Source organism: Leifsonia sp. 1010, from assembly GCF_031455295.1.
GTDB lineage: Bacteria > Actinomycetota > Actinomycetes > Actinomycetales > Microbacteriaceae > Leifsonia.
The window spans coordinates 168,342-187,967 of sequence record NZ_JAVDSL010000003.1; the positions used below are offsets into that span (position 1 = coordinate 168,342).

Annotated in this window: 19 protein-coding genes and 1 tRNA gene; 9 read left to right on the forward strand and 11 right to left on the reverse strand. The window is 70.4% G+C overall.

The genetic code is table 11. The features are described from left to right. Nucleotides 1–2 precede the first annotated feature (2 nt). The 3 genes from J2Y42_RS14375 to polA all read right to left on the reverse strand — a co-directional run bounded on the left by J2Y42_RS14375 (nucleotide 3) and on the right by polA (nucleotide 4,880). Nucleotides 3–1,676, reverse strand: coding sequence for a DUF885 domain-containing protein (locus J2Y42_RS14375; protein ID WP_309859910.1), 1,674 nt, complete (start codon nucleotides 1,674–1,676; stop codon nucleotides 3–5). Nucleotides 1,677–1,779: 103 nt separating this feature from the next. Beyond that, nucleotides 1,780–2,166 (reverse strand): hypothetical protein, encoded by a 387-nt coding sequence (locus J2Y42_RS14380; protein WP_309859912.1) that lies wholly within the window; start codon nucleotides 2,164–2,166, stop codon nucleotides 1,780–1,782. Nucleotides 2,167–2,207: 41 nt separating this feature from the next. Next, entirely contained in the window at nucleotides 2,208–4,880 is a 2,673-nt protein-coding gene (polA, locus tag J2Y42_RS14385) for a DNA polymerase I (protein ID WP_309859914.1), read from the reverse strand. A gap of 58 nt (nucleotides 4,881–4,938) precedes the next feature. Between polA and J2Y42_RS14390 the strand changes: the two genes are divergently transcribed. Then, entirely contained in the window at nucleotides 4,939–5,343 is a 405-nt protein-coding gene (locus tag J2Y42_RS14390; protein ID WP_309859916.1) for a hotdog fold thioesterase, read from the forward strand. 78 nt (nucleotides 5,344–5,421) lie between these two features. On the opposite strand, the gene J2Y42_RS14395 is transcribed toward J2Y42_RS14390, so the two are convergent. Beyond that, nucleotides 5,422–6,027: an ANTAR domain-containing response regulator gene (locus J2Y42_RS14395; protein WP_020077523.1), complete on the reverse strand. Its 606-nt coding sequence runs from the start codon at nucleotides 6,025–6,027 to the stop codon at nucleotides 5,422–5,424. 38 nt (nucleotides 6,028–6,065) lie between these two features. Between J2Y42_RS14395 and J2Y42_RS14400 the strand changes: the two genes are divergently transcribed. Next, a tRNA-Leu gene (locus J2Y42_RS14400) sits at nucleotides 6,066–6,148 on the forward strand. A gap of 5 nt (nucleotides 6,149–6,153) precedes the next feature. Here the strand turns inward: J2Y42_RS14400 and J2Y42_RS14405 are convergent. Next, nucleotides 6,154–6,654 carry an FBP domain-containing protein gene (locus J2Y42_RS14405; protein WP_309859919.1) on the reverse strand — a complete coding sequence of 167 codons (501 nt, stop codon included), beginning with the start codon at nucleotides 6,652–6,654 and terminating at the stop codon, nucleotides 6,154–6,156. 84 nt (nucleotides 6,655–6,738) lie between these two features. On the opposite strand from J2Y42_RS14405, the gene J2Y42_RS14410 reads away from it, so the two are divergent. Then, on the forward strand, nucleotides 6,739–7,062 hold the full coding sequence (locus J2Y42_RS14410; RefSeq protein WP_020077522.1) for a co-chaperone YbbN: 324 nt from the start codon (nucleotides 6,739–6,741) through the stop codon (nucleotides 7,060–7,062). 29 nt (nucleotides 7,063–7,091) lie between these two features. Here J2Y42_RS14410 and J2Y42_RS14415 read toward each other — a convergent pair whose 3' ends face one another. Beyond that, the gene (locus tag J2Y42_RS14415; RefSeq protein WP_309860358.1) at nucleotides 7,092–7,868 is read right to left on the reverse strand and encodes a hydrolase; all 777 of its coding nucleotides are present in this window, start codon (nucleotides 7,866–7,868) and stop codon (nucleotides 7,092–7,094) included. A gap of 97 nt (nucleotides 7,869–7,965) precedes the next feature. On the opposite strand from J2Y42_RS14415, the gene J2Y42_RS14420 reads away from it, so the two are divergent. Together J2Y42_RS14420 and J2Y42_RS14425 are read left to right on the forward strand one after the other, a co-directional pair. Beyond that, nucleotides 7,966–8,997, forward strand: coding sequence for an LLM class flavin-dependent oxidoreductase (locus tag J2Y42_RS14420; protein ID WP_309859922.1), 1,032 nt, complete (start codon nucleotides 7,966–7,968; stop codon nucleotides 8,995–8,997). A 132-nt stretch (nucleotides 8,998–9,129) separates the two neighbouring features. Continuing rightward, entirely contained in the window at nucleotides 9,130–10,068 is a 939-nt protein-coding gene (locus tag J2Y42_RS14425; RefSeq protein WP_309859924.1) for a hypothetical protein, read from the forward strand. Between the two features lie 85 nt (nucleotides 10,069–10,153). On the opposite strand, the gene J2Y42_RS14430 is transcribed toward J2Y42_RS14425, so the two are convergent. Further along, complete coding sequence (locus J2Y42_RS14430) at nucleotides 10,154–10,621, reverse strand: VOC family protein (protein ID WP_309859926.1); 468 nt, start codon at nucleotides 10,619–10,621, stop codon at nucleotides 10,154–10,156. Nucleotides 10,622–10,688: 67 nt separating this feature from the next. Here J2Y42_RS14430 and J2Y42_RS14435 point away from each other — a divergent pair, with 67 nt between their 5' ends. Then, nucleotides 10,689–11,477: an SGNH/GDSL hydrolase family protein gene (locus J2Y42_RS14435; protein ID WP_309859927.1), complete on the forward strand. Its 789-nt coding sequence runs from the start codon at nucleotides 10,689–10,691 to the stop codon at nucleotides 11,475–11,477. Between the two features lie 104 nt (nucleotides 11,478–11,581). Here the strand turns inward: J2Y42_RS14435 and J2Y42_RS14440 are convergent, their stop codons facing one another. Beyond that, nucleotides 11,582–14,044, reverse strand: coding sequence for a phosphoketolase family protein (locus J2Y42_RS14440; protein WP_309859929.1), 2,463 nt, complete (start codon nucleotides 14,042–14,044; stop codon nucleotides 11,582–11,584). 100 nt (nucleotides 14,045–14,144) lie between these two features. On the opposite strand from J2Y42_RS14440, the gene J2Y42_RS14445 reads away from it, so the two are divergent. Genes J2Y42_RS14445 through J2Y42_RS14455 form a run of 3 tightly spaced genes read left to right on the forward strand, consistent with a single transcriptional unit; the run spans nucleotide 14,145 to nucleotide 16,544 of the window. Next, entirely contained in the window at nucleotides 14,145–15,050 is a 906-nt protein-coding gene (locus tag J2Y42_RS14445; protein ID WP_309859930.1) for an alpha/beta hydrolase, read from the forward strand. A 9-nt stretch (nucleotides 15,051–15,059) separates the two neighbouring features. Beyond that, complete coding sequence (locus tag J2Y42_RS14450) at nucleotides 15,060–15,629, forward strand: GNAT family N-acetyltransferase (protein ID WP_309859931.1); 570 nt, start codon at nucleotides 15,060–15,062, stop codon at nucleotides 15,627–15,629. Nucleotides 15,630–15,656: 27 nt separating this feature from the next. Next, the gene (locus J2Y42_RS14455; protein ID WP_309859933.1) at nucleotides 15,657–16,544 is read left to right on the forward strand and encodes an EamA family transporter; all 888 of its coding nucleotides are present in this window, start codon (nucleotides 15,657–15,659) and stop codon (nucleotides 16,542–16,544) included. A gap of 68 nt (nucleotides 16,545–16,612) precedes the next feature. Here the strand turns inward: J2Y42_RS14455 and J2Y42_RS14460 are convergent, their stop codons facing one another. Genes J2Y42_RS14460 through J2Y42_RS14470 form a run of 3 tightly spaced genes read right to left on the reverse strand, consistent with a single transcriptional unit; the run spans nucleotide 16,613 to nucleotide 19,558 of the window. After that, complete coding sequence (locus J2Y42_RS14460) at nucleotides 16,613–17,572, reverse strand: ABC transporter permease (protein WP_309859935.1); 960 nt, start codon at nucleotides 17,570–17,572, stop codon at nucleotides 16,613–16,615. Then, the gene (locus J2Y42_RS14465) at nucleotides 17,559–18,494 is read right to left on the reverse strand and encodes an ABC transporter ATP-binding protein (RefSeq protein ID WP_309859937.1); all 936 of its coding nucleotides are present in this window, start codon (nucleotides 18,492–18,494) and stop codon (nucleotides 17,559–17,561) included. The genes J2Y42_RS14460 and J2Y42_RS14465 overlap by 14 nt, the downstream gene beginning before the upstream one ends. Continuing rightward, nucleotides 18,491–19,558 carry an outer membrane lipoprotein carrier protein LolA gene (locus J2Y42_RS14470; protein WP_309859938.1) on the reverse strand — a complete coding sequence of 356 codons (1,068 nt, stop codon included), beginning with the start codon at nucleotides 19,556–19,558 and terminating at the stop codon, nucleotides 18,491–18,493. Before J2Y42_RS14470 ends, J2Y42_RS14465 begins: the two co-directional genes overlap by 4 nt. Nucleotides 19,559–19,626 lie beyond the last annotated feature (68 nt).

Sequence of the window (19,626 nt, forward strand, 5' to 3'; positions counted from 1 at the left end):
GCTCAGTCGAGCAGCGCAGCCTTCAGCGTGTCGAGGCCGACGCCGCCGATGTCGAGGGCCTTCTTGTGGAACGCCTTGATGTCGAACGAGGCGCCCTCGCGGCGGGCGTACTCGTCGCGCAGCTGCTCCCAGATGCGCTGACCGATCTTGTACGACGGAGCCTGCCCGGGCCAGCCCAGGTAGCGGTTGACCTCGAAGCGGACGAACCCGTCGTTCATGTTGACGTTCTCGCGGAGGAACGGGAAGGCGTCCTCTCCGGTCCACGGACGCGAGCCGTCCGGCAGCGGCTTCTCGAGGTGCACGCCGATGTCGAGCACGACGCGCGCCGCGCGCATGCGCTGCCCGTCGAGCATCCCGAGCCGGTCCGCCGGGTCGTCGAGGTAGCCCAGCTGCTCCATCAGCCGCTCGGCGTAGAGCGCCCAGCCCTCCGCGTGCCCCGAGGTGCCGGCGATGCGACGCCACGAGTTGAGCTGCGCCTTGTTGTAGGTCGCCTGCGCGATCTGCAGGTGGTGGCCGGGAACGCCCTCGTGATAGACGGTCGTCAGCTCGCGCCAGGTGTCGAACTCGGTAACGCCCTCGGGGACGCTCCACCACATCCGCCCCGCGCGCGAGAAGTCGTCGCTCGGACCGGTGTAATAGATGCCGCCTTCCTGCGTCGGCGCGATCATGCACTCGAGACGGCGGATCTCGGCGGGGATGTCGAAGTGCGACTTGCCGAGCTCTTCGATGGCCCGGTCGCTCGTCTCCTGCATCCAGCGCTGCAGCGCGTCGGTCCCGTGCAGCTTGCGGCTCGCGTCGCCGTCGAGGAACTCGATGGCCTCGAGGACGGTCGCTCCCGGCTTGATCTCGCGCGCGATCGACTCCTGCTCCGCACGCATGCGGGCGAGCTCCTCGATGCCCCACTCGTATGTCTCGTCGAGGTCGACGGTGGCGCCGAGGAAGCTGCGGGAGGCGAGCGCATAGAGCTCGCGCCCGACGGCGTCCTTCTCGGGGGCGTGCTGCGCGAGCTCGTTCTCGAAGAAGTCGGCCAGCGTGGCGTACGCCTGCGCGGCCTCCTTCGCGCCGTCGGCCAGATCGCCCTTGAGCGACTCGGGGAGTGCGCCGTTCAGCGGCTTCGCGTCGGCGGTGAACTCGTAGAAGAAGCCCGTGTCGGCCACCTGCTTGCGCGCCTGGGCGAGCACCTCGCGCACCTGGCGGATCGCCGGCACGTTGCCGGCTGCGATGCCGCTGCGCAGGGTCTCGATATAGCCGTTCATTGCGGCCGGGAGGTTGTGGAGACGCTTGGCGACGTTGGCCCAGTCGTCTTCGGTGTCGGTCGGCACCAGGTCGAAGATGTCGCGGAGCTCCTGCGGCGGCGAGGCGATCACGTTGAGGTCGCGCTGGGCGAAACCCGCCTCGTGCTTCTCGACGGTGAGCTGCAGTTCTCGCGTGAGATCCATCTTCGTCACCCGGTCGATGTCGTCGACGGGCTCGGCCGCTTCGATGCGGGCGAGGGTCTCGCGGACTTTGCCGATGGCGTGCTCGGCGCCGGCCGGCGAGTAATCGGCGTACTCGCCCTCGCGGCCGGGGCGGCCGAGCCACACGTGGAACTCCGGGTACAACTCGAGCTGGGTGTCGACCCACTCCTCGGCGATCGTGTCGACCGGAGTGGGTTCGCGCTTCTGATCGTTGGTCATGATCCGACCCTACCCAGGAGGGGGCGACCCCGGCACGGTGCGACCGGGATTGGGGACAACTCGCCGTCGCCGCGACCTGTGGGCACATCCCACCGGGCGGCGTTCAGTGAGCCTCGCCGATCGGCCTGTCGCCTGAGTCCGGGCGACGATGTCGCTCCCGACGGTCGAGCTCATCGTGCAGGGCGACGAAGAAGCGGTCGATCTCGCCCAGACGACGCGTGTACATCAGCACATCCGCCCCGGGAATCTGGCCCACCGCGTCGAACTCGAACCGCGTGTGCGTCTCGTCCACCGGCACGAAGCGGACACGCTGCTCGAAGACGAGCTCGAGCGAGAGCAGCTGTGCGAACGGATCCCGCAGACTCGTGCCCTTCAACGCGTCGCGGACGAAGTCGCGCGCCTGCGCCGGAGGCACGGGAAGGACCTCGCTCGGGATGCGCCGCGGAACGACCGCCTTCTTCCGGCGCTTCCGCGGCTCCAGCTCGCTCACACCCGGAGACTACGCCCCGCGGCGATCAGTGCGTCCCCGGATCAGTGAGCGGCGGCGTCCCAGTTCGAACCCCGGCCCACCTGCACGTCGAGCGGCACCCGGAGGTCGGCCGCCCCGGCCATGCGGGCGCGCACGATCGCCTCCAGCGCATCCCACTCGCCGGGGGCCACCTCGAAGATGAGCTCGTCGTGCACCTGCAGCAGCATGCGCGACTCGAGGCTCTGATCGATGATGTCGCCGGCGATCCCGAGCATCGCGACCTTCATGATGTCGGCCGCGGAACCCTGGATGGGCGCGTTCAGCGCCTGCCGTTCCGCGTTCTCGCGGAGCACCCGGTTGGTGGAGGTGAGGTCGGCGAACGGACGGCGACGGCCGAAGATCGTCTCGGTGAAGCCGTCGACGCGCGCCTGCTCGACGACGTTGCGCAGGTAGTCGCGCACCGCGCCGAAGCGCTCGAAGTAGTCGGTCATCAGCTGCCGCGCCTCGGAGGTCTCGATGCGCAGCTGCTTGGAGAGGCCGAACGCGCTGAGGCCGTACGCGAGGCCGTACGACATCGCCTTGACCTTCGTGCGCATCGCGGACGTCACCTCGGACGGGTCGACGCCGAAGACGCGCGCGCCGACGAAGCGGTGCAGGTCCTCCCCCGCGTTGAAGGCCTCGATGAGGCCCGGGTCCTCCGACAGGTGCGCCATGATCCGCATCTCGATCTGCGAGTAGTCGGCGGTGAGCAGCGTCTCGAATCCCTCGCCGTGGCGGAACGCCGAGCGGATCTCGCGGCCCTCCTCCGTGCGGATCGGGATGTTCTGGAGGTTGGGGTCGTTCGAGGAGATGCGGCCGGTGCTCGTCCCGGTCTGGTCGTAGGTGGTGTGGATGCGTCCATCCACCTCGACCGAGCGCTCCAGCGTCTCCACGATCTGCTTGAGCTTCGTGGCGTCACGGTGCTGCAGCAGGAGCCCGAGGAACGGATGCGGGTTCTTCTCCTGCAGGTCGGCCAGCGAGCCGGCGTCGGTCGAGTAGCCGGTCTTCGTCGCCCGCGTCTTCGGCATCCCGAGCTCCTCGAAGAGCACCTGCTGGAGCTGCTTCGGCGAGCCGAGGTTGATCTCGTGGCCGATCTGCGCGTATGCCTGCGCGGCGTAGTCGTTGGCCTTGTCGGTCAGCTGCCCGCGAAGGCGCGCGAGCACCTCGGAGTCCATCGCGACGCCGTTGAGCTCCATCTCGGCGAGCACGGCGACGAGCGGCAACTCGATGTCGTCGAGAACTGCGCGGGTGCCCTCGTCGAGCGCGATCATCTGCCCCTCGGCGACCCGGCGGATGTACCACGCCTCGGTCGCGGGGCTCACGGCGTCGTTGATCGGGACGAGCTGGTTCGGGTCCGAGACCGGCAGCGTCTCGCCGAGCACCTCGTACACCTGCTCGGCCAACGACTGCGGCGCGGCTCCCGGCTTCACGAGCCACGACGCGATCCGCGTGTCGAACGCCAGACCGTCGACCACGAACCCGGCACGGCTGAGCGCCTTGAACTGCGGCTTCGCGTGGAAGAAGTACTTGGGCGCGCTGCTCGCCAGCCACTGCTCGAGCGCTTCGTAGTCCTTGCGGCCCGCGACCCACGGCACGTACACGGTGTCGTCGGCCGCGGCGAGGCCGAAGCCCGTGATGCCGGCCGGACCGACCTCGAGCTGGACGGCGACCGCCGTGTCGTCCGCCGACGCCTTCGCCAGCCAGTTCGCGAGCTCCTCGTCGACCATCGTGCGCACGACCGGGGCGCTGACCGCACCGGCGTCGCCCACCTCGGCGACGGACATGGCGCCGTCGAGCATCCCCTCCTCCCCCGCGATCTTCATCAGACGGTCGAGGAGGGTCTTGAACTGCAGGCGCGCGAAGATGTCGCGCACGGCGTTCTCGTTGAGCGGCTTGCGCTCCAGGTCGTCGAGCGCGATCGGCAGCTCGACGTCGTCGAGCAGCTGGTTCAGCCTCCGGTTGCGGAGAGCGTTCTCCTTCTGGTCGCGCAGGTTCTGCCCGACGACGCCCTTGATCTCGTCGGCGTGCGCGACGATGTTCTCGACCGTGCCGTACTGCTGCACCCACTTGACGGCGGTCTTCTCGCCGACCTTGTCGATGCCGATGAGGTTGTCGCTCGTCTCGCCCACCAGGGCGGCGATCTCGGGGTACTGGTTCGGCTCGATGCCGTACTTCTCGCGCACGGCAGCGGGGTCGTAGACCTTCAGCTCGGAGACTCCCCGCACGTTCGGGTACAACAGGGTCACGTCGTCGTTGACCAGCTGGATGGTGTCGCGGTCGCCCGAGACGAGGAGGACCTTGTAGCCCTCCTCCACACCGCGGCGGGCGAGCGTGGCGAGGATGTCGTCGGCCTCGTAATCCTCCTTCGCGATGGTCGTGACGTTCATCGCGTGGAGGGCTTCTTCGAGCAGCGGGACCTGGCCGGCGAACTCCGACGGCGTCTCGCCGCGGGTGCCCTTGTACTCCGGATATTCGCGCGTGCGGAACGAGTAGCGGGAGATGTCGAACGCTACCGCGAGGTGGGTCGGCTTCTGCTGCTGGAGCAGGTTGATGAACATCGCGATGAAGCCGTGGATCGCGTTGGTGTGCTGACCCTCGCGGTTGACGAAGCTGTCCACCGGCAGTGCGTAGAAGGCCCGGAAAGCGAGCGAATGGCCGTCGACGACGAGGAGGGTAGGCTTTTCGGAGTCTGACACCAGGACAGCCTACAAGGGGCCGGTGACAGTCCAGACGACCCGTCGAGAGAGGCCGAGGATGACCGAAGACGCGCTCGCGTACGTGCAGCAGAGGGGGCTCGGCCGGCTGGCCGAGAAGATGGGGATCGAGATCGTCGAGTTCAGCATCGAGCGCTCCGTCGCGCGCATGCCGGTCGAGGGGAACACCCAGCCCGCGGACCTCCTGCACGGCGGTGCGTACGTCGTCCTCGGCGAGTCGCTCGGCTCGATGTCGGCCAACCTCTACGCCGGCGAAGGACGCCTGGCGGTCGGGATCGAGATCAACGCATCGCACACGCGCTCGGCGACGAGTGGCTACGTGACCGGCGTGTGCACGCCCATCCATCTGGGCCGGACGCTGACGACGCACGAGATCGCCGTCACCGATGACCGCGGGCGCCGCTGCTCCACGATCCGCATCACGAACCTGATCAAAGACCTCTAGCGGACCCCGCCGCTGAAGATTTGCGCCAAATCGTCGTTATGAACTGCGCATAACCGAGATTTGGCGCAAATCGTGCCGTTACTTCTTGGGCGCGAGCTGCTCGATGATCGCCTGTGCGACATCGTGCATGGTGAGGCGGCGGTCCATCGACGCCTTCTGGATCCAGCGGAACGCCTCCGGCTCGCTGAGGCCCATCTTCTCGTTGAGGAGGCCCTTCGCGCGGTCGACCAGCTTACGGGTCTCGAAGCGCTGCACCATGTCGGAGACCTCGGCCTCGAGCGCGATGATCTGCTGGTAGCGCGCGAGAGCGATCTCGATGGCGGGCAGCAGGTCGTTCGGCGTGAACGGCTTCACCACGTAGGCGAGCGCACCGGCCTCGGTCGCGCGCTCGACGAGCTCCTTCTGGCTGAACGCGGTCAGCAGCACGACGGGCGCGATGTGGTCCTTCGACAGGCGCTCGGCCGCGGAGATGCCGTCGAGCTGCGGCATCTTGACGTCCATGATGACCAGGTCGGGCCGCAGCTCGGTCGCGAGGGCGACCGCCGTCTCGCCGTCTCCGGCCTCTCCGACGACCTCGAAACCGTTGTCGCGCAGGATCTCGACGATGTCGAGGCGGATGAGCGATTCGTCCTCCGCCACGACGACGCGGCGGGGTGCGGTGGTGGTGGATTCCTGGTCAGTCACGTCCGAAAGCCTACGGTATTCTTCAGGGGTTGTTGTGCGCCGCTGTGGCGGAATGGCAGACGCGGAGCACTCAAAATGCTTTGTCCGAAAGGGCGTGTGGGTTCGAGTCCCACCAGCGGCACGACTTCAGATGCGGGCGCCGACCACGGTCGCGGCGAACCGCCGGGCGCGCTCGGCGAGGCCGGCGATGCGGTCCTCGACCACCTGGTCGGCGTCGAATCCCACGTACGACGGCGGCGGGGTGCGCCGCACGTTGGCGCTGCACTCGAAGGCGCCGCAGACGTGCGTCCCCACGGTGTCGCCGTTGCGGCCCGGCTGACCGGCGCGGCGCGCCGACCAGAACCAGACGTCGTTGGTGAGGTGCACGTCCTGGCACCAGCCGCACATCGACGGCACATGTGACCGCATGGAGGCCTCAGAAGCGCGGAGCACGATGCCGACCGGTCCGTCCGCCGTCGGGATGACCACGAACCCGCGCTGCGGGAGCCGCGGGTCGCGCCAGCCGAGGTACTCGCGTCTGGCCCAATCCACCTCGTGCAGCCCCGGGGGAAGCGGAAGCTCTTCTGCTTCGCTGCGGGAGCAGTTGACGAACGACTCGCGGATCTGCTGCGGGCTCAGGATCTCCATGCGCACCTCCTCCTCCCATGCTCGCACAGGATCGGGGAAGCACCGCTTGACCCTGCCCCCGTGGTCAGGGCTTAGCGTGCTCGCATGACCACGATCGAGAGCGTCACCGACGCCACTTTCCAGGAGGCCGTGCTCGCCGCCCCGGGCACCACCGTCGTCGAGTTCTGGGCGGAATGGTGCGGTCCGTGCCGGGCGCTGAGCCCGATCCTGCAGCAGCTGCAGGAGGAGCACGCCGACCGCATCCGCATCGTCAAGATCAACGCGGACGAGAACATGGAGAGCACGGTCGCCTACAAGGCGCTCGCGCTGCCGGTGATGAAGGTGTTCCGCGACGGCGAGGTGGTGAAGACGATCATCGGGGCGAAGCCGAAGCCTGCGATGGAGATGGAGCTCGCGCCGTTCCTGTGACCTGACGCCAACCGCCGCGTGCGGGAGCGTCAGGTGAGGTGGTCGAACGCCCCGCTCACCCACCCGATGTAGCGGTCGGCCGATCGCAGCACCGCGTCGCGCGCATCCCGCGGGATGACGTTGCCGAGGTTGCCGTACATCCGCTCGAACGGCCGGTCGCAGAGCATGTCGGCGATCCGTCGGACGACCGCTGCCGACAGCGGGATGTCGTTGGGGAAGCTGCGCTGGAAGGTCACCCACCGCTGCGACGGCCCGGGGAACACCGTGTCGCCGCTGAGCACGACCCCGCGGTCCCAGTGCACGACCGCACTCCCCGGGAAGTGGCCGCCGACCGTCCGCAGCAGGACGCCGGGGAGCACCTCCTCCTCTCCGGTCCAGGACTGGATGGCCGGATCCTCCCGCTGCACCCAGTGGCGGTCGGCCGCGTTGACCAGCACCGGCGGGTCGCCGAGCATCCGAGACCAGGTCACCTGCGCGCCGAACATGTGCGGGTGGCTGGTCGCGATGACGGCGACCCCGCCCAGGTCCTGCACGGCGGCTGCCGCCGCCTCGTCGACGTAGCCCGGCGGGTCCCAGAGCAGGTTGCCGTCGGGGGTGCGCAGCAGGATGCCCTGCTGCCCGATCCCGACCTTCGGCTCGCTGCGCAGCCCGTACAGGTCGGGCTCCAGTTCGACGACCACGACGCGCTCGCCCTCGCGCTGCAACCGCTGCAGCGTCGTCCACTCCTGGCCGGTCGGCGGCACGTACTGCCGCTCGTCCTCGCAGATCGGGCAGCGCTCCGGGGGCTCCTCCCCCGACGCCGTCATCACGGGCACCGTCTCCACGGCACAGGTCGCACACAGCCACTCCGCCACGTCCGCGACTCTAGCCCGACGGAATAGGCTGCGACCAGGACCGATTGGAGTGGATGTGAAACGCATCGGGTTCCTCAGCTTCGGGCACTACCAGCCCATCCCCGGCTCCGTGTCGCGCACCGCCGCGGACGCCCTCCATCAGGCGATCGACCTCGCCGTCGCCGCGGATGAGCTGGGGGCCGACGGCGCCTTCTTCCGCGTGCACCACTTCGCGCCGCAGCTGGCGTCGCCGTTCCCGCTGCTCGCCGCTATCGGCGCGCGCACGTCGCGCATCGAGATCGGCACGGCGGTGATCGACATGCGGTACGAGAACCCGCTCTACATGGCGGAGGATGCGGCCGCGGCCGACCTGATCGCCGACGGCCGGCTGCAGCTCGGCGTCAGCCGCGGGTCACCTGAGACCGCGCTGCGCGGTTCCGAGTCCTTCGGGTACGTGCCCGCGGAGGGCGAGTCGGATGCGGACATGGCGCGGCGCCACACCGAGCTGTTCCGCGCGGCCATCTCCGGCGCGGGTGTCGCCGAGGCGAACCCGGCGATGACGGGCGGACAGCGCGGCGCGCTGGCGATCGAGCCGCAGTCGCCCGGACTCCCTGACCGGATCTGGTGGGGCGCCGGCACCCGCGCTACCGCCGTGTGGGCCGCCGAGCAGGGCATGAACCTGATGAGCTCGACGCTGCTGACGGAGGACACCGGTGTGCCGTTCTCCGACCTCCAGGCGGAGCAGCTGCAGCAGTATCGCGACGCGTGGAAGGCCGCGGGCTGGGAGCGCGAACCGCGCGTGTCGGTCAGCCGCAGCATCCTGCCGATCACGACCGACCTCGACCGTCGCTACTTCGGCGCCTCAGCGATCGCCGACCGTCACGACCAGGTCGGCCACCTCGACGGCGGGCTGGCGCGCTTCGGCAAGAGCTACGTGGGCGAGCCCGAGCGGATCGTGGAGGAGCTGCGCGAGGATGCGGCGGTCGCCGACGCGGACACCCTGCTGGTGACCGTGCCGAACCAGCTGGGCGTCGAGTACAACGCCCACCTGCTGGAGACGATCGTCACCCAGATCGCTCCGGCGCTGGGCTGGCGCGACTGACGAAGCGGGGCGCACGGCGCGGACGATGTACCCCGAATGCGGCATAGACGTATCCCGGGATACTGCAATGATGGTCGTACCGCACACCCGAATCTGCGGTGACCGTACCGTTCCGCGATCCAAGGGTGTGCCATGCGAGCTCCGACTCTCCGCTCAGCGATCACCTCGGCCGCGCTCGCGGTCGTCATCGGCGGCTCCCTGGTCGCCGCTGCGCCGGCCACGGCCGTGACCCAGCGCGTGGACGCCACCACGTCGACCTCGGCGATCACCGGCATGTGGGCGTGGGGCAACCCCATCGACCCGGCCGCGGATGCGCGCGGCGAAGGGCTGCCGCAGTTCGAGCCGCAGGCGCTCGCCGACTTCGCCGCGACCCACCACCTCCGTACCGTCTTCCTCTCCGTGCCGTGGGCGGCTGACGAGGGACCGTTCGGGGTCTGGCTCACGGATGCGGTCAACGCTCTGCACGCCGCCGGCGTGACCAAGGTCGCGGCCCTGGGCGGCGATCCGGCGTGGGCGGACGACCCGTCGCTCGCGGCGACCTGGACCTCCGCAGCTCTCCGCGCCGCCCCCTTCGACGCCGTGCAGTTCGACGTCGAGCCGTGGGTGGTGTCCTCCGACGACCAGCTTCCCGCCGTCGTCGCGCAGCTCCAGGCGATGTACGACGCGGCCCGCGCGGCCGCCGGGACCGTCCCCATCGGCGCCGACCTGCCCTGGTGGCTCGCCGCCAAGCCGCAGCCGGGAGGCGGCACCGCGTTCGACGCACTGCTCCCCCACCTGAAGTCGGTCGCGATCGTGGCGTTCAGCGACCACGCGGCGGGCACCGACGGGATCGTGGCGCTCGCGAAGCCCGCGGCGACCGCGGCCGCCAACAAGCGCATCCCGTTCAGCATCGGCGTGGAGACCGACACGCCCGAGGTCGCCGGCGGCCCGGCCGCGACCTTCGGCGACGACAGCGCCGCCCTGCTCGAATCGGAGACGGCGAAGGTGCGCACGGCCCTCGGCGGCCTGCGCGGCTACGGCGGCGTCACCGTCGAGCACCTGCTGTCCTGGCAGACCCTCATCGCGGGCTGACCGCATCCGCCGAGGTGCACGTCGTTGCGGACGACACGCCGTGCGCGGGCGCAACAACGTGCACCTCGCGGGCATGCGACGCGCGTCAGCGGCCGTCGGCGGCGGCCTCCAGCGCGGCGATGTCGAGCTTGCGCATCCCGAGCATGGCCTGATTCGCCCGGGCCGCACGCGCCCGATCCGGGTCCGACTGCAGCGCGATCAGCCGGCGCGGCACGATCTGCCAGCTGACGCCCCAGCGGTCCTTCAGCCAGCCGCACATGCTCTCCTCGCCGCCGTCCGCCGTGAGCGCCTCCCACAGCCGGTCGACCTCGGCCTGGTCGTCGCACAGCACCGACAGCGAGAACGCCTCGGTGAAGCCATCGGCGGGGCCGGTGTTCATCGCCTGGTACTCGACGCCGGCGAGCGTGAAGCGCAGCACGACCAGGCCGTCCGGCATCCCCTCGCCGAAACGCTGCACCTCGAGGATTTCCGAATCCGGGATGAGGGACGTGTACAGCTGGGCCGCCTCCTCCACCCCGCTCTCGAACCACAGGAACGACGTGACCTTCTGCATGGGTGTCCCCCTTCTGGCGTCGGTGCCGATGCGGCCCATGGTAGCCGCGCGGAGTAGCGTTGCACCCGTGTCGAGCACTGCATTCGCCAGCTACATCGCCATCGGGGACAGCTTCACGGAGGGGGTCGGCGACGAACTGCCGGACGGCCGGGTGCGCGGCTGGGCCGACTTCGTCGCGCTCGGGATGGCCGCCGCGTCCGACGGGCCCTTCCGGTACGCGAACCTCGCTGTGCGCGGCCGCAAGCTCGGGCCGATCGTGGCCGAGCAGGTCGAGCCCGCGATCGCGCAGCATCCCGATCTGGTCAGCCTCAACGGCGGGGGCAACGACATCATGCGACCGCGCGTGTCCATCGAGGGCGTCGCGCGGACGCTGATGGATGCGGCCGACCGCGTCGTCGCATCCGGCAGCCACATGCTCCTGCTGAGCGGCGCGAACCCCAGCGCGCACCTGCCCCTCGGCGGTCTCATCCGTCGCCGCGGCGAGGAGCTGGCTGCCGCCGTGCGGGCGATGCTGCCGCGCGAGGGGATCACGTTCGTCGACAACTGGGCCGACCAAGGGCTGGAGGACATCCGCTACTGGTCGGAGGATCGCCTGCACCTCGGTCCGCTCGGTCACGCGCGGGTCGCGAGCAACGTGCTGACCGCCCTCGGTATCCCGGTCCCGAGCGAATGGGGTGTGGAGGAGGTCGCCGCCGCGCCTGCCGGCGAGAGCACGCGCCGTACGGCCGAGTACTACCGCCGCTTCGTGCTGCCGTGGATCGGCCGCCGGCTCACCGGGCGGTCCTCCGGCGACGGCCGCGCGGCGAAGATCGCCACCCTCACCCCCGTCGACCCGACCTCCGCCCACCCGCTCTGACCCACGCTCTCCGCCCGCGCCGCCGCTGATTTGACGCGACACGCCGTCCGGCGGACGGCGCGGACGGCGTGTTGCGTCAACTCGAGTGCGCGGGAGGCAGGGCCTCAGTCGTTGTCGCCGCCGGTCGTGTCGAACCGGGTGGTGCGCTCGCCGCCGGCCCACGTCCACTCGGCCACCTCGGGGATGTCCTCCCCGTGCTCGCGCGTGTACTGCCGCGCACGCAGGCGGGCGTCCTGCATCTCCTGCCGCAGCTCCGCCTCGCGCGACGCCAGCCCGGGCACCCGGTCGATGACGTCGATCACCAGGTGGTAGCGGTCGAGGTCGTTGAGCATCACCATGTCGAACGGCGTCGTGGTGGTGCCCTCCTCCTTGTATCCGCGCACGTGGAGATTCGCGTGGCCGTTGCGACGGTAGGTGAGGCGGTGGATCAGCCACGGGTAGCCGTGGTACGCGAAGATCACCGGCTTGTCGGCGGTGAACAGCGCGTCGTACTCGCGATCGTTGAGGCCGTGCGGGTGCTCTCCCTCGCTCTGCAGCCGCATCAGGTCGACGACATTGACCACGCGCACCTTGAGGTCCGGCAGGCGGCGGCGCAGGATGTCAGCGGCCGCGAGGGTTTCGAGCGTCGGGATGTCGCCCGCGCAGCCGAGCACCACATCCGGCTCCTCGCCCTCCACCTCGGTGCCGGCCCACGGGAAGATGCCGATGCCACGCGTGCAATGCGCGATGGCCTCCTCCATCGTCAGCCAGTTCGGCGCGGGCTGCTTGCCCGCGACCACGACGTTGACGTAGTCGACCGAGCGCAGGCAGTGGTCATACGTCGACAGCAGGGTGTTCGCGTCGAACGGCAGATACACGCGCACGACGTCGGCCTTCTTATTGACGACGTGGTCGATGAACCCCGGGTCCTGGTGGGAGGCGCCGTTGTGGTCCTGCCGCCAGACGTGCGAGCTGAGGAGGTAGTTGAGGGAGGCCACCGGCCGTCGCCACGACACCTCGCTCGCCGACTTCAGCCACTTGGCGTGCTGATTGAACATCGAGTCGACGATGTGGATGAACGCCTCGTACGAGGTGAAGACGCCGTGGCGGCCGGTCAGGAGGTAGCCCTCCAGCCAGCCCTGGCACTGGTGCTCGCTCAGCACCTCCATCGCCCGGCCCGTCGGCGCGAGGTGGTTGTCGTCGTCGATCGGCAGGTAGCCGGCGTTCCACTGCTTGCTGGTGGTGTCGAAGACCGCCTGGAGCCGGTTGGAGGCGATCTCGTCCGGGCCGAACAGCCGGAAGTCGTGCGGGTTGGCGATCATCACATCCCGCAGCCACTCGCCGAGCACGCGGGTCGCCTCGGCCACCGTCTCGCCGGGCTGCGGCACGTCGACGGCGTAATCGCGGAAGTCGGGAAGCCGGAGGTCGCGGCGCAGCAGGCCGCCGTTCGCGACCGGGTTGGCGCTCATCCGCCGCTCGCCCTCCGGCGCGAGGCCGGTGATCAACTCGACCGGCCGTCCCTCCTCGTCGAACAGCTCGTGCGGACGGTAGGAGGCCATCCAGCTCTCCAGCAGGCGCGTGTGCGCCTCGGTGTCGCGCGCGTTGGCGAGCGGGACCTGATGCGAGCGCCAGTTGTTCTCGGCAGGGTGCCCGTCGATCTCGGCGGGGCAGGTCCATCCCTTCGGGGTGCGGAGGATCAGCATCGGCCAGGCAGGGCGCCCGTCCAGCTCGTCGGCATCCGCCTCCGCCTTGATCTGCGCGATCCGGTCGAGGATCTCGTCCAGCGTCGCCGCCATCCGCTTGTGCACCTCGCGCGGGTCTTCGCCGTCGAACCCGCCCGAGACGATGTACGGCGTGTAGCCGTAGCCGCGCATGAGGTCGAGCAGTTCGGACTCGGGGATGCGGGCGAGCACCGTCGGGTTGGCGATCTTGTAGCCGTTGAGGTGCAGGATCGGCAGCACGACGCCGTCCTGCTTCGGATTGAGGAACTTGTTCGAGTGCCACGCGGTGGCGAGCGGGCCGGTCTCGGCCTCGCCGTCGCCGACGACCGCCGCGACCAGCAGGTCGGGGTTGTCGAATGCTGCGCCGTACGCGTGCGACAACGCGTAGCCGAGCTCGCCGCCCTCGTGGATGGAGCCGGGCGTCTGCGGCGCTGCATGGCTCGGGATGCCGCCCGGGAACGAGAACTGGCGGAACAGTCGCCGCAGGCCGTCCTCGCTCTGGTCGATGGCGCTGTACAGCTCGCTGTAGGTGCCGTCGAGGTAGGCGCCGGCGACGACGCCCGGTCCGCCGTGGCCGGGGCCGGCGACGAAGAGCGTGTTCAGGTCGCGCTCCCGGATCACCCGGTTGAGGTGCGCGTAGATGAAGTTGAGACCGGGAGTCGTACCCCAGTGACCGAGCAGCCGCGGCTTGATGTCGTCCCGCGAGAGTGGGCGTCGCAGCAGCGGGTTGTCGAGCAGGTAGATCTGCCCGACCGAGAGGTAGTTCGCCGCGCGCCACCAGGCGTCGATGCGGTCGAGCGTCTCCTCGCTGAGGTCGTGGACGCGGTGGTCGGCGGGCCTGTCGGTGGCTGTCGTCGTCTCGGTCATCGGGTGCTCCCTGCTCGGTGACGTGTCCCGCGCGCGGAGGGGCCCGGCGCAGGGTGGGCTCCTCGCGAATCCTACGGCCGGTCCGCTCCGAAGAACAGGAGTGGAACAGACGATGGTGGAGACGGATGCCGGGCCGGTGACCGTGCACAGAACGGCGCGTGAATCCGCGGTGGCGACCATCCTGCTGCACGGAGCGGCGGGTTCGTGGACCACGTGGGAGCCGCTGATCGCCGCGGCCGAGGCTAAACGCGGAGCGACCGTCCCCGACCTGGTCGTCCCCGACCTCCCGGGCTGGGGCGACTCCCCCGCCGAGGTGGCGTCACTCGACGCCGCCGTGCTCGCGTCGAGCGTCGCGATCGTCGCCCGCGCGCTCGGGTACGAGCGGTGGCGCGTGGTCGGGCACTCGCTCGGCGGATTCGTCGCGCTCGAGCTCGCGGTGCGTGAGCCGATCGCCACGGAGTCGGTGGTACTGGTGTCGGCCACGACGTTCGGCGGGCGGGCGGATGGGCAGAGCACCGCATCCCTGCTGTACCGTCACGCGCCCTTGATGCTGCTGCTCGCCGGGATGCGCGTGCTGGCCGCGCTCGGACCAGCTGGGCACCGACTGGTACGAGCTCTGGAGCGGATGCGGTTGCTGCCGCTGCTCATCGCTCCGTTGTTCTCGTCGCCGCTCCCCGGCTCCGCCCACGAGCTCGCGCGCGACCTGCGGCCCGCGGCGTTCGTGCGCGCGGTCGCCTGCGCGCGGCGGTATCCGGCGGCCGAGCGCTGGGCGCGCATCCGGTGCCCGGTGCTCGCGCTGCACGGCGATCGGGACGTCTTCGTCACGGCGGCGGACGACGCCGGGCTCGCGGCCGTCGTCCCGGGGCTGCGCACGCGCATCCTCCCCGCCACCGGGCATTTCGCGCACGTGGAGCATCCCTCGCTCCTCACGGCGCTCTGCCTGGGCGTGACCGGTGGGGCAGGCGGTGAGGAACCACCCCTGGTCCGTGTCACCCGTGCGCGCTAGCGTCGAGGCATGAGCGACACCGTGGTCCGTCCCGTCGACGACGCCGTCTGGGGCGATCTGGAGACCGTGTTCAGCACACCGGGAGACCCATCGGGATGCTGGTGCCAGTGGTTCAAGGTGCCGCGGTCGCAGAACGACCGGCTCTCGGTGGACGAAAGGCGGGAGCTCCTGCACGACCAGGTGCGGGAGGGCTCCCCAGGGGTGATCGCCTGGATCGACGGCGAGCCCGCCGGGTGGGCGGCCGTCGAGCCGTACTCGGCGTATCCGACGCTCGCGCGCTCCCCCATCACCAAGCGGCGGGAGGGCGACCCCGCCGATCCCTGGGCGGTCACCTGCTTCGTGGTTCGCTCGGAGTTCCGCCGTCAGGGCGTCGCCCGCGTGCTGCTGGACGGCGCCGTCGAGCACGCCCGGGCCCAGGGCGCGGAGGTGGTCGAGGGGTACCCGGTCGACCCGGAGGTGCGGCCGTCGCTGTCGGCGGCGGAGCGGTACCACGGCACCGTCGCGCTGTTCCGCGACGGCGGGTTCGAGGTGGTGCGCCGTCCGAGCACGACGCGAGCCATCATGCGCCGGACCGTCTGAGCCCCGACGGCGGGTAGGCTCGACCGGGTGAGCTCCACCCGTCGCGACCGCCTCGTCGGCGCGAGCACCCAGGTGGCGACGGAAGTGAGCATCAACTACGGCTCGGCGCTGGCCGGCCTGCTCATCCCGATCGTCGGATCCGTCGTCGTCGTCGCCGCCCGCCAGGTCGTGACGGCCGCGGCCGTGCTGCCGTTCTACCGTCCGCGCCGCGCCGAACTGACCTGGCGGCGGCTCTGGCCCGCCCTCGCGCTGGGCGTGGTGCTCGCCGCCATGAACCTCAGCTTCTACGAGGCCGTCGGGCGACTCGGGCTGGGCATCGCCGCCACCATCGAGTTCCTGGGCCCGTTCGCTCTCGCGCTGGCCGGCTCCCGGCGCCTGCTGGATGCGGGATGCGCGGTGGCCGCAGCGGCGGGTGTCCTGCTCCTCACGGCGACCGAGGGGACGGTCGACCCTCTCGGCGTCGCGCTGGCGCTGACCGCTGCCGCCGCCTGGGCGGCGTACATCCTGCTCACCCGCCAGGTCGCGATGCGGCTGCCGGGCCTCGAAGGCCTCAGCGTGGCGAGCATCGTCTCCACGGTCCTGACCGTGCCCATCGCACTCGTCGTCATCGACTACAGCCGAGTGGATGCGCGGGTGCTGCTCCTCTTGCTGGCGCTCGGCGTGCTGTCGTCGGCCGTCCCGTACAGCCTGGACACGTTCATCCTGCGCCGGATCACACCGCGGCTGTACGCCGTCATCGCGAGTTTCGGGCCGGTGGTCGCCACCGTGTTCGGGGTGATCGTGCTGGGAGAGCACTTCACGCTCATCCAGCTGGTCGGCATCGTGGTGGTGTGCCTCGCGGCCGGGATCACCATCGCGACGCAGCGCGACCATCCCCGCTCCGAGCTGGAGCAGACCGCCGAGTCCGTGCCCTGACCCGCGACCGCTGTGGGACGCGACACGCCGTTATGCGCGCCGCATAACGGCGTGTTGCGACCCACAGATCAGCTGAGGATGTCCTTCGTGGTGAAGCGGCCGACCGCCAGCGCCCCGAAGACGACGATGTAGCCGAGCTGCAGCAGCGCGTTGTCGCCGAAGGAGTCCCACGAGATCGGATCGCGCAAGAAGTCGCCGAACCCCAGCCAGTAGTGGCTGAACAGCCAGGGGTGGAGCCCCTCCAGCTGCGGCAGCTGGTCGAGCACCTGCGAGACGACGGCCAGCACGGCGGTCGCTGCCATGGCGCCGACCGGGACGTCTGTCAGCGTCGACAGGAACAGCCCGATCGCGCACAGTCCGAGCAGCGACACCACGATGTAGAGCGCGATCAGCAGCAGACGGAAGTACGCCTCCCCCATGCTCACCTGGATCCCGGACAGCAGAGTGACCGGGCCGATCGGGAAGAGCAGCATGCCGATCAGTGCTCCAGCCAGCCCGACGACCAACGCGGCTGCGATGCAGAACACCGCGCTCCCGGCGTACTTGACCGCGAGCAGCCGGAGCCGCCCGGCCGGTGCGATGACGAGATAGCGGAGGGTGCCGTGGCTCGCCTCGCCCGCGATCGTGTCACCGGCGACGACGCCGATCGTCAACGGAAGAAACAGCGGCACGCAGACGACGAGGGCGGTGAATGCGACGAACAGCCCATTGGAGGTGATCTCACTGAGGAAAGCCGGACCGCGCGAACTGCCGCCGGTGACCCGCACCGCGATGGCGATCAGCAGCGGGATGGCCGCGAGAGCTCCCAGCATCGCCCAGGTGCGCCAGCGGCGGAACATGACCGAGATCTCCGATCCCAGGAGCGCCCATCCGCCGCTCGGGCGCTCACGGCGTTCGGCGACGCCGCCCGCCGGGCGCGTGACGGACGGCTGGATCGCCTGCTCGGCGCCGACCTCATCGGAACGGGCCGCCGCACTCCGCAGGTCATTGCTCGGCAGTTCACTGCTCGGCAGTTCATTGCTCGACATCGAAGCCCTCCCCCGTGAGCTCCACGAAACGCTCCTCCAGGCTGGAGGAGCGCACAGCGAATCCGCGCAGCCGCACGCCGTCGCCGACGAGTGCCGCCGACAGCTCTTCGGCCGCCGGAGCAGCGTCGCCCAGGGACGCCTCCACTCCGTTGCCCGTCACGACGGGGTCCAGACCGAACCGGCTCAGCACACCGACTGCCTGTGCCGCATCCGGCGTTTCGACCGCCACCCGCGGACCGGACGCGCTCCGCAGCTGGTCGAGCGACCCCTGCGCGACCAGGCGACCCGTGCGCATGATCGCCGCGTGCGTGCAGACCTGCTCGATCTCGGCCAGCAGGTGGCTGGAGACGAACACCGTCGTCCCCTCGTCGGCGAGCGACCGCACCAGCGCGCGCACCTCGCGGGTGCCCTGCGGGTCCAGTCCGTTCGTCGGCTCGTCGAGCACCAGGAGGTCGCGGTCGGTCAGGAGCGCGCCGGCGATGCCGAGGCGCTGCTTCATCCCGAGCGAGTAGGCGCGCACGTGCTTTCCCGCAGCGTGCGACAGGCCGACGCGTTCGAGCGCGGCCTCCACCCGCGCGCGGCGGGTGGCGCCCGGAGCGTAGCGGTCGGCGGTGTCGCGTCGCATCAGGTTCGCGGTGCCCGAGAGGTACGGCGCGAACGCCGGCCCCTCGACCAGCGCACCGACCCGCGGGAGCACACGTGCGCCGCGGTCGGGCATCGCCTCGCCCAGCACCCGGATCGAGCCGGCGGACGGGGAGACGAGGCCCAGCAGCATCCGGATGGTCGTGGTCTTGCCCGACCCGTTCGGGCCGAGGAAGCCGAACACCGAACCGCGCGGAACGTTCAGGTCGAGACCGTCGACGACTGCTCGCGACCGGAAGCGCTTGGTGAGCCCGCTGGTCGCGATCGCCGCGTCGGTCACTGCGCGGACGCCTGCGCCGCCGCGGTCTGCAGAGCCGAGACCGGGACGGACCCGGCCAGGACACGGCCGTCCGCGGTGATGAGCACCGACACCAGCGAGGAGCTCAGAGCGCGGCCTTCGTCGACCGGCTGGGTCAGCTGCTGGAACAGCGGGTCGTCGGCCACACCGGCCGGCGCGGCGCCGGCGGGAAGGGACACGACCGTCGCCCAGCCCTCGCCCGAGACGGTGGGCTTCGGGTGCGAGCCTGCGACCTGCTTGGCCTCGTCACCGGTCGGAAGCTTCTGCTCGGACACGCTGGCGCCCTTCGGCGGCGTGAACGAGAAGACGCCGGCATCCGGCTTCTGATCGCTGAACGCGGTGAAGCCGGCCTCGAACGCCGGCGCGCTCGCGCCCCGGGCGGTGACGGCGACCTTCAGCGGGATGCCGGTCTTGCCGTCGACGGCGATGGAGACGCTGCCGATGAGGGTCGCGTCGGTGCGCGGAGTCAGCACGAGGTCGTACGCGTCACGACCGGCCACCTTCGTCTCGTCGCCGAGGGTCACCTTCGTGGACGGGTCGACCGCGGAAAGGAATCGCTGTGCCAGCTGCGACGGGGTCAGCGCCGTGGCGTCCGGCGTCGGCGTCGCCTTCGCGTCGGAGTCAGGGAGGGTCGCGTGCGCGACCTTCTTGCCGTTGGACTCGTACAGCCAGAGGTCGTCGCCGTTGCGGATCGCATCCCGCTCGGCGAGCTTGTCGAGCACCTGGACGCGCACGTGCGTCGGGCCGTCGACCCACACCTTCGCGGTGTGGTCGGCGAGAGCCAGTTCGAGCAGGCTCGCGGCATCGCCGTCGTCCATGCCCTTCGACGTGGTCGCGGGGAGTTCGGGAAGTCCGAGGTCGGAGCTCTGCTCGACCGTGCCGGAGAACGACCGCGTGTCGCTCGCGGCGACCAGCCGCAGCACGTCGGCGGGCGACTTCACGGGGAGATCCGACGCTCCGGCGGCGAGGGGCGAGACGATGACGGCGGCGGCGATCGCCACGGGGGCGACGACGGCGGGCGCCCAGCGCATCCAACGGTGTTCCATAGCCTGAGGATACGCGCGCCGGAGCGCCGCGGACCCTCCGGATTGGCTGGCAAAGCCGGACTTCATCC

Excerpts from the sequence above, each read along its gene's own strand:
- J2Y42_RS14430 (WP_309859926.1), bottom strand. The coding sequence starts at position 10,621 with ATGCAGAAGGTCACGTCGTTCCTGTGGTTCGAGAGCGGGGTGGAGGAG.
- J2Y42_RS14450 (WP_309859931.1), top strand. The coding sequence starts at position 15,060 with ATGAGCGACACCGTGGTCCGTCCCGTCGACGACGCCGTCTGGGGCGAT.
- J2Y42_RS14470 (WP_309859938.1), bottom strand. The coding sequence starts at position 19,558 with ATGGAACACCGTTGGATGCGCTGGGCGCCCGCCGTCGTCGCCCCCGTG.
- J2Y42_RS14375 (WP_309859910.1), bottom strand. The coding sequence starts at position 1,676 with ATGACCAACGATCAGAAGCGCGAACCCACTCCGGTCGACACGATCGCC.
- J2Y42_RS14415 (WP_309860358.1), bottom strand. The coding sequence starts at position 7,868 with ATGACGGCGTCGGGGGAGGAGCCCCCGGAGCGCTGCCCGATCTGCGAG.
- J2Y42_RS14460 (WP_309859935.1), bottom strand. The coding sequence starts at position 17,572 with ATGTCGAGCAATGAACTGCCGAGCAGTGAACTGCCGAGCAATGACCTG.
- J2Y42_RS14390 (WP_309859916.1), top strand. The coding sequence starts at position 4,939 with ATGACCGAAGACGCGCTCGCGTACGTGCAGCAGAGGGGGCTCGGCCGG.
- J2Y42_RS14440 (WP_309859929.1), bottom strand. The coding sequence starts at position 14,044 with ATGACCGAGACGACGACAGCCACCGACAGGCCCGCCGACCACCGCGTC.
- J2Y42_RS14425 (WP_309859924.1), top strand. The coding sequence starts at position 9,130 with ATGCGAGCTCCGACTCTCCGCTCAGCGATCACCTCGGCCGCGCTCGCG.
- J2Y42_RS14405 (WP_309859919.1), bottom strand. The coding sequence starts at position 6,654 with ATGGAGATCCTGAGCCCGCAGCAGATCCGCGAGTCGTTCGTCAACTGC.
- J2Y42_RS14410 (WP_020077522.1), top strand. The coding sequence starts at position 6,739 with ATGACCACGATCGAGAGCGTCACCGACGCCACTTTCCAGGAGGCCGTG.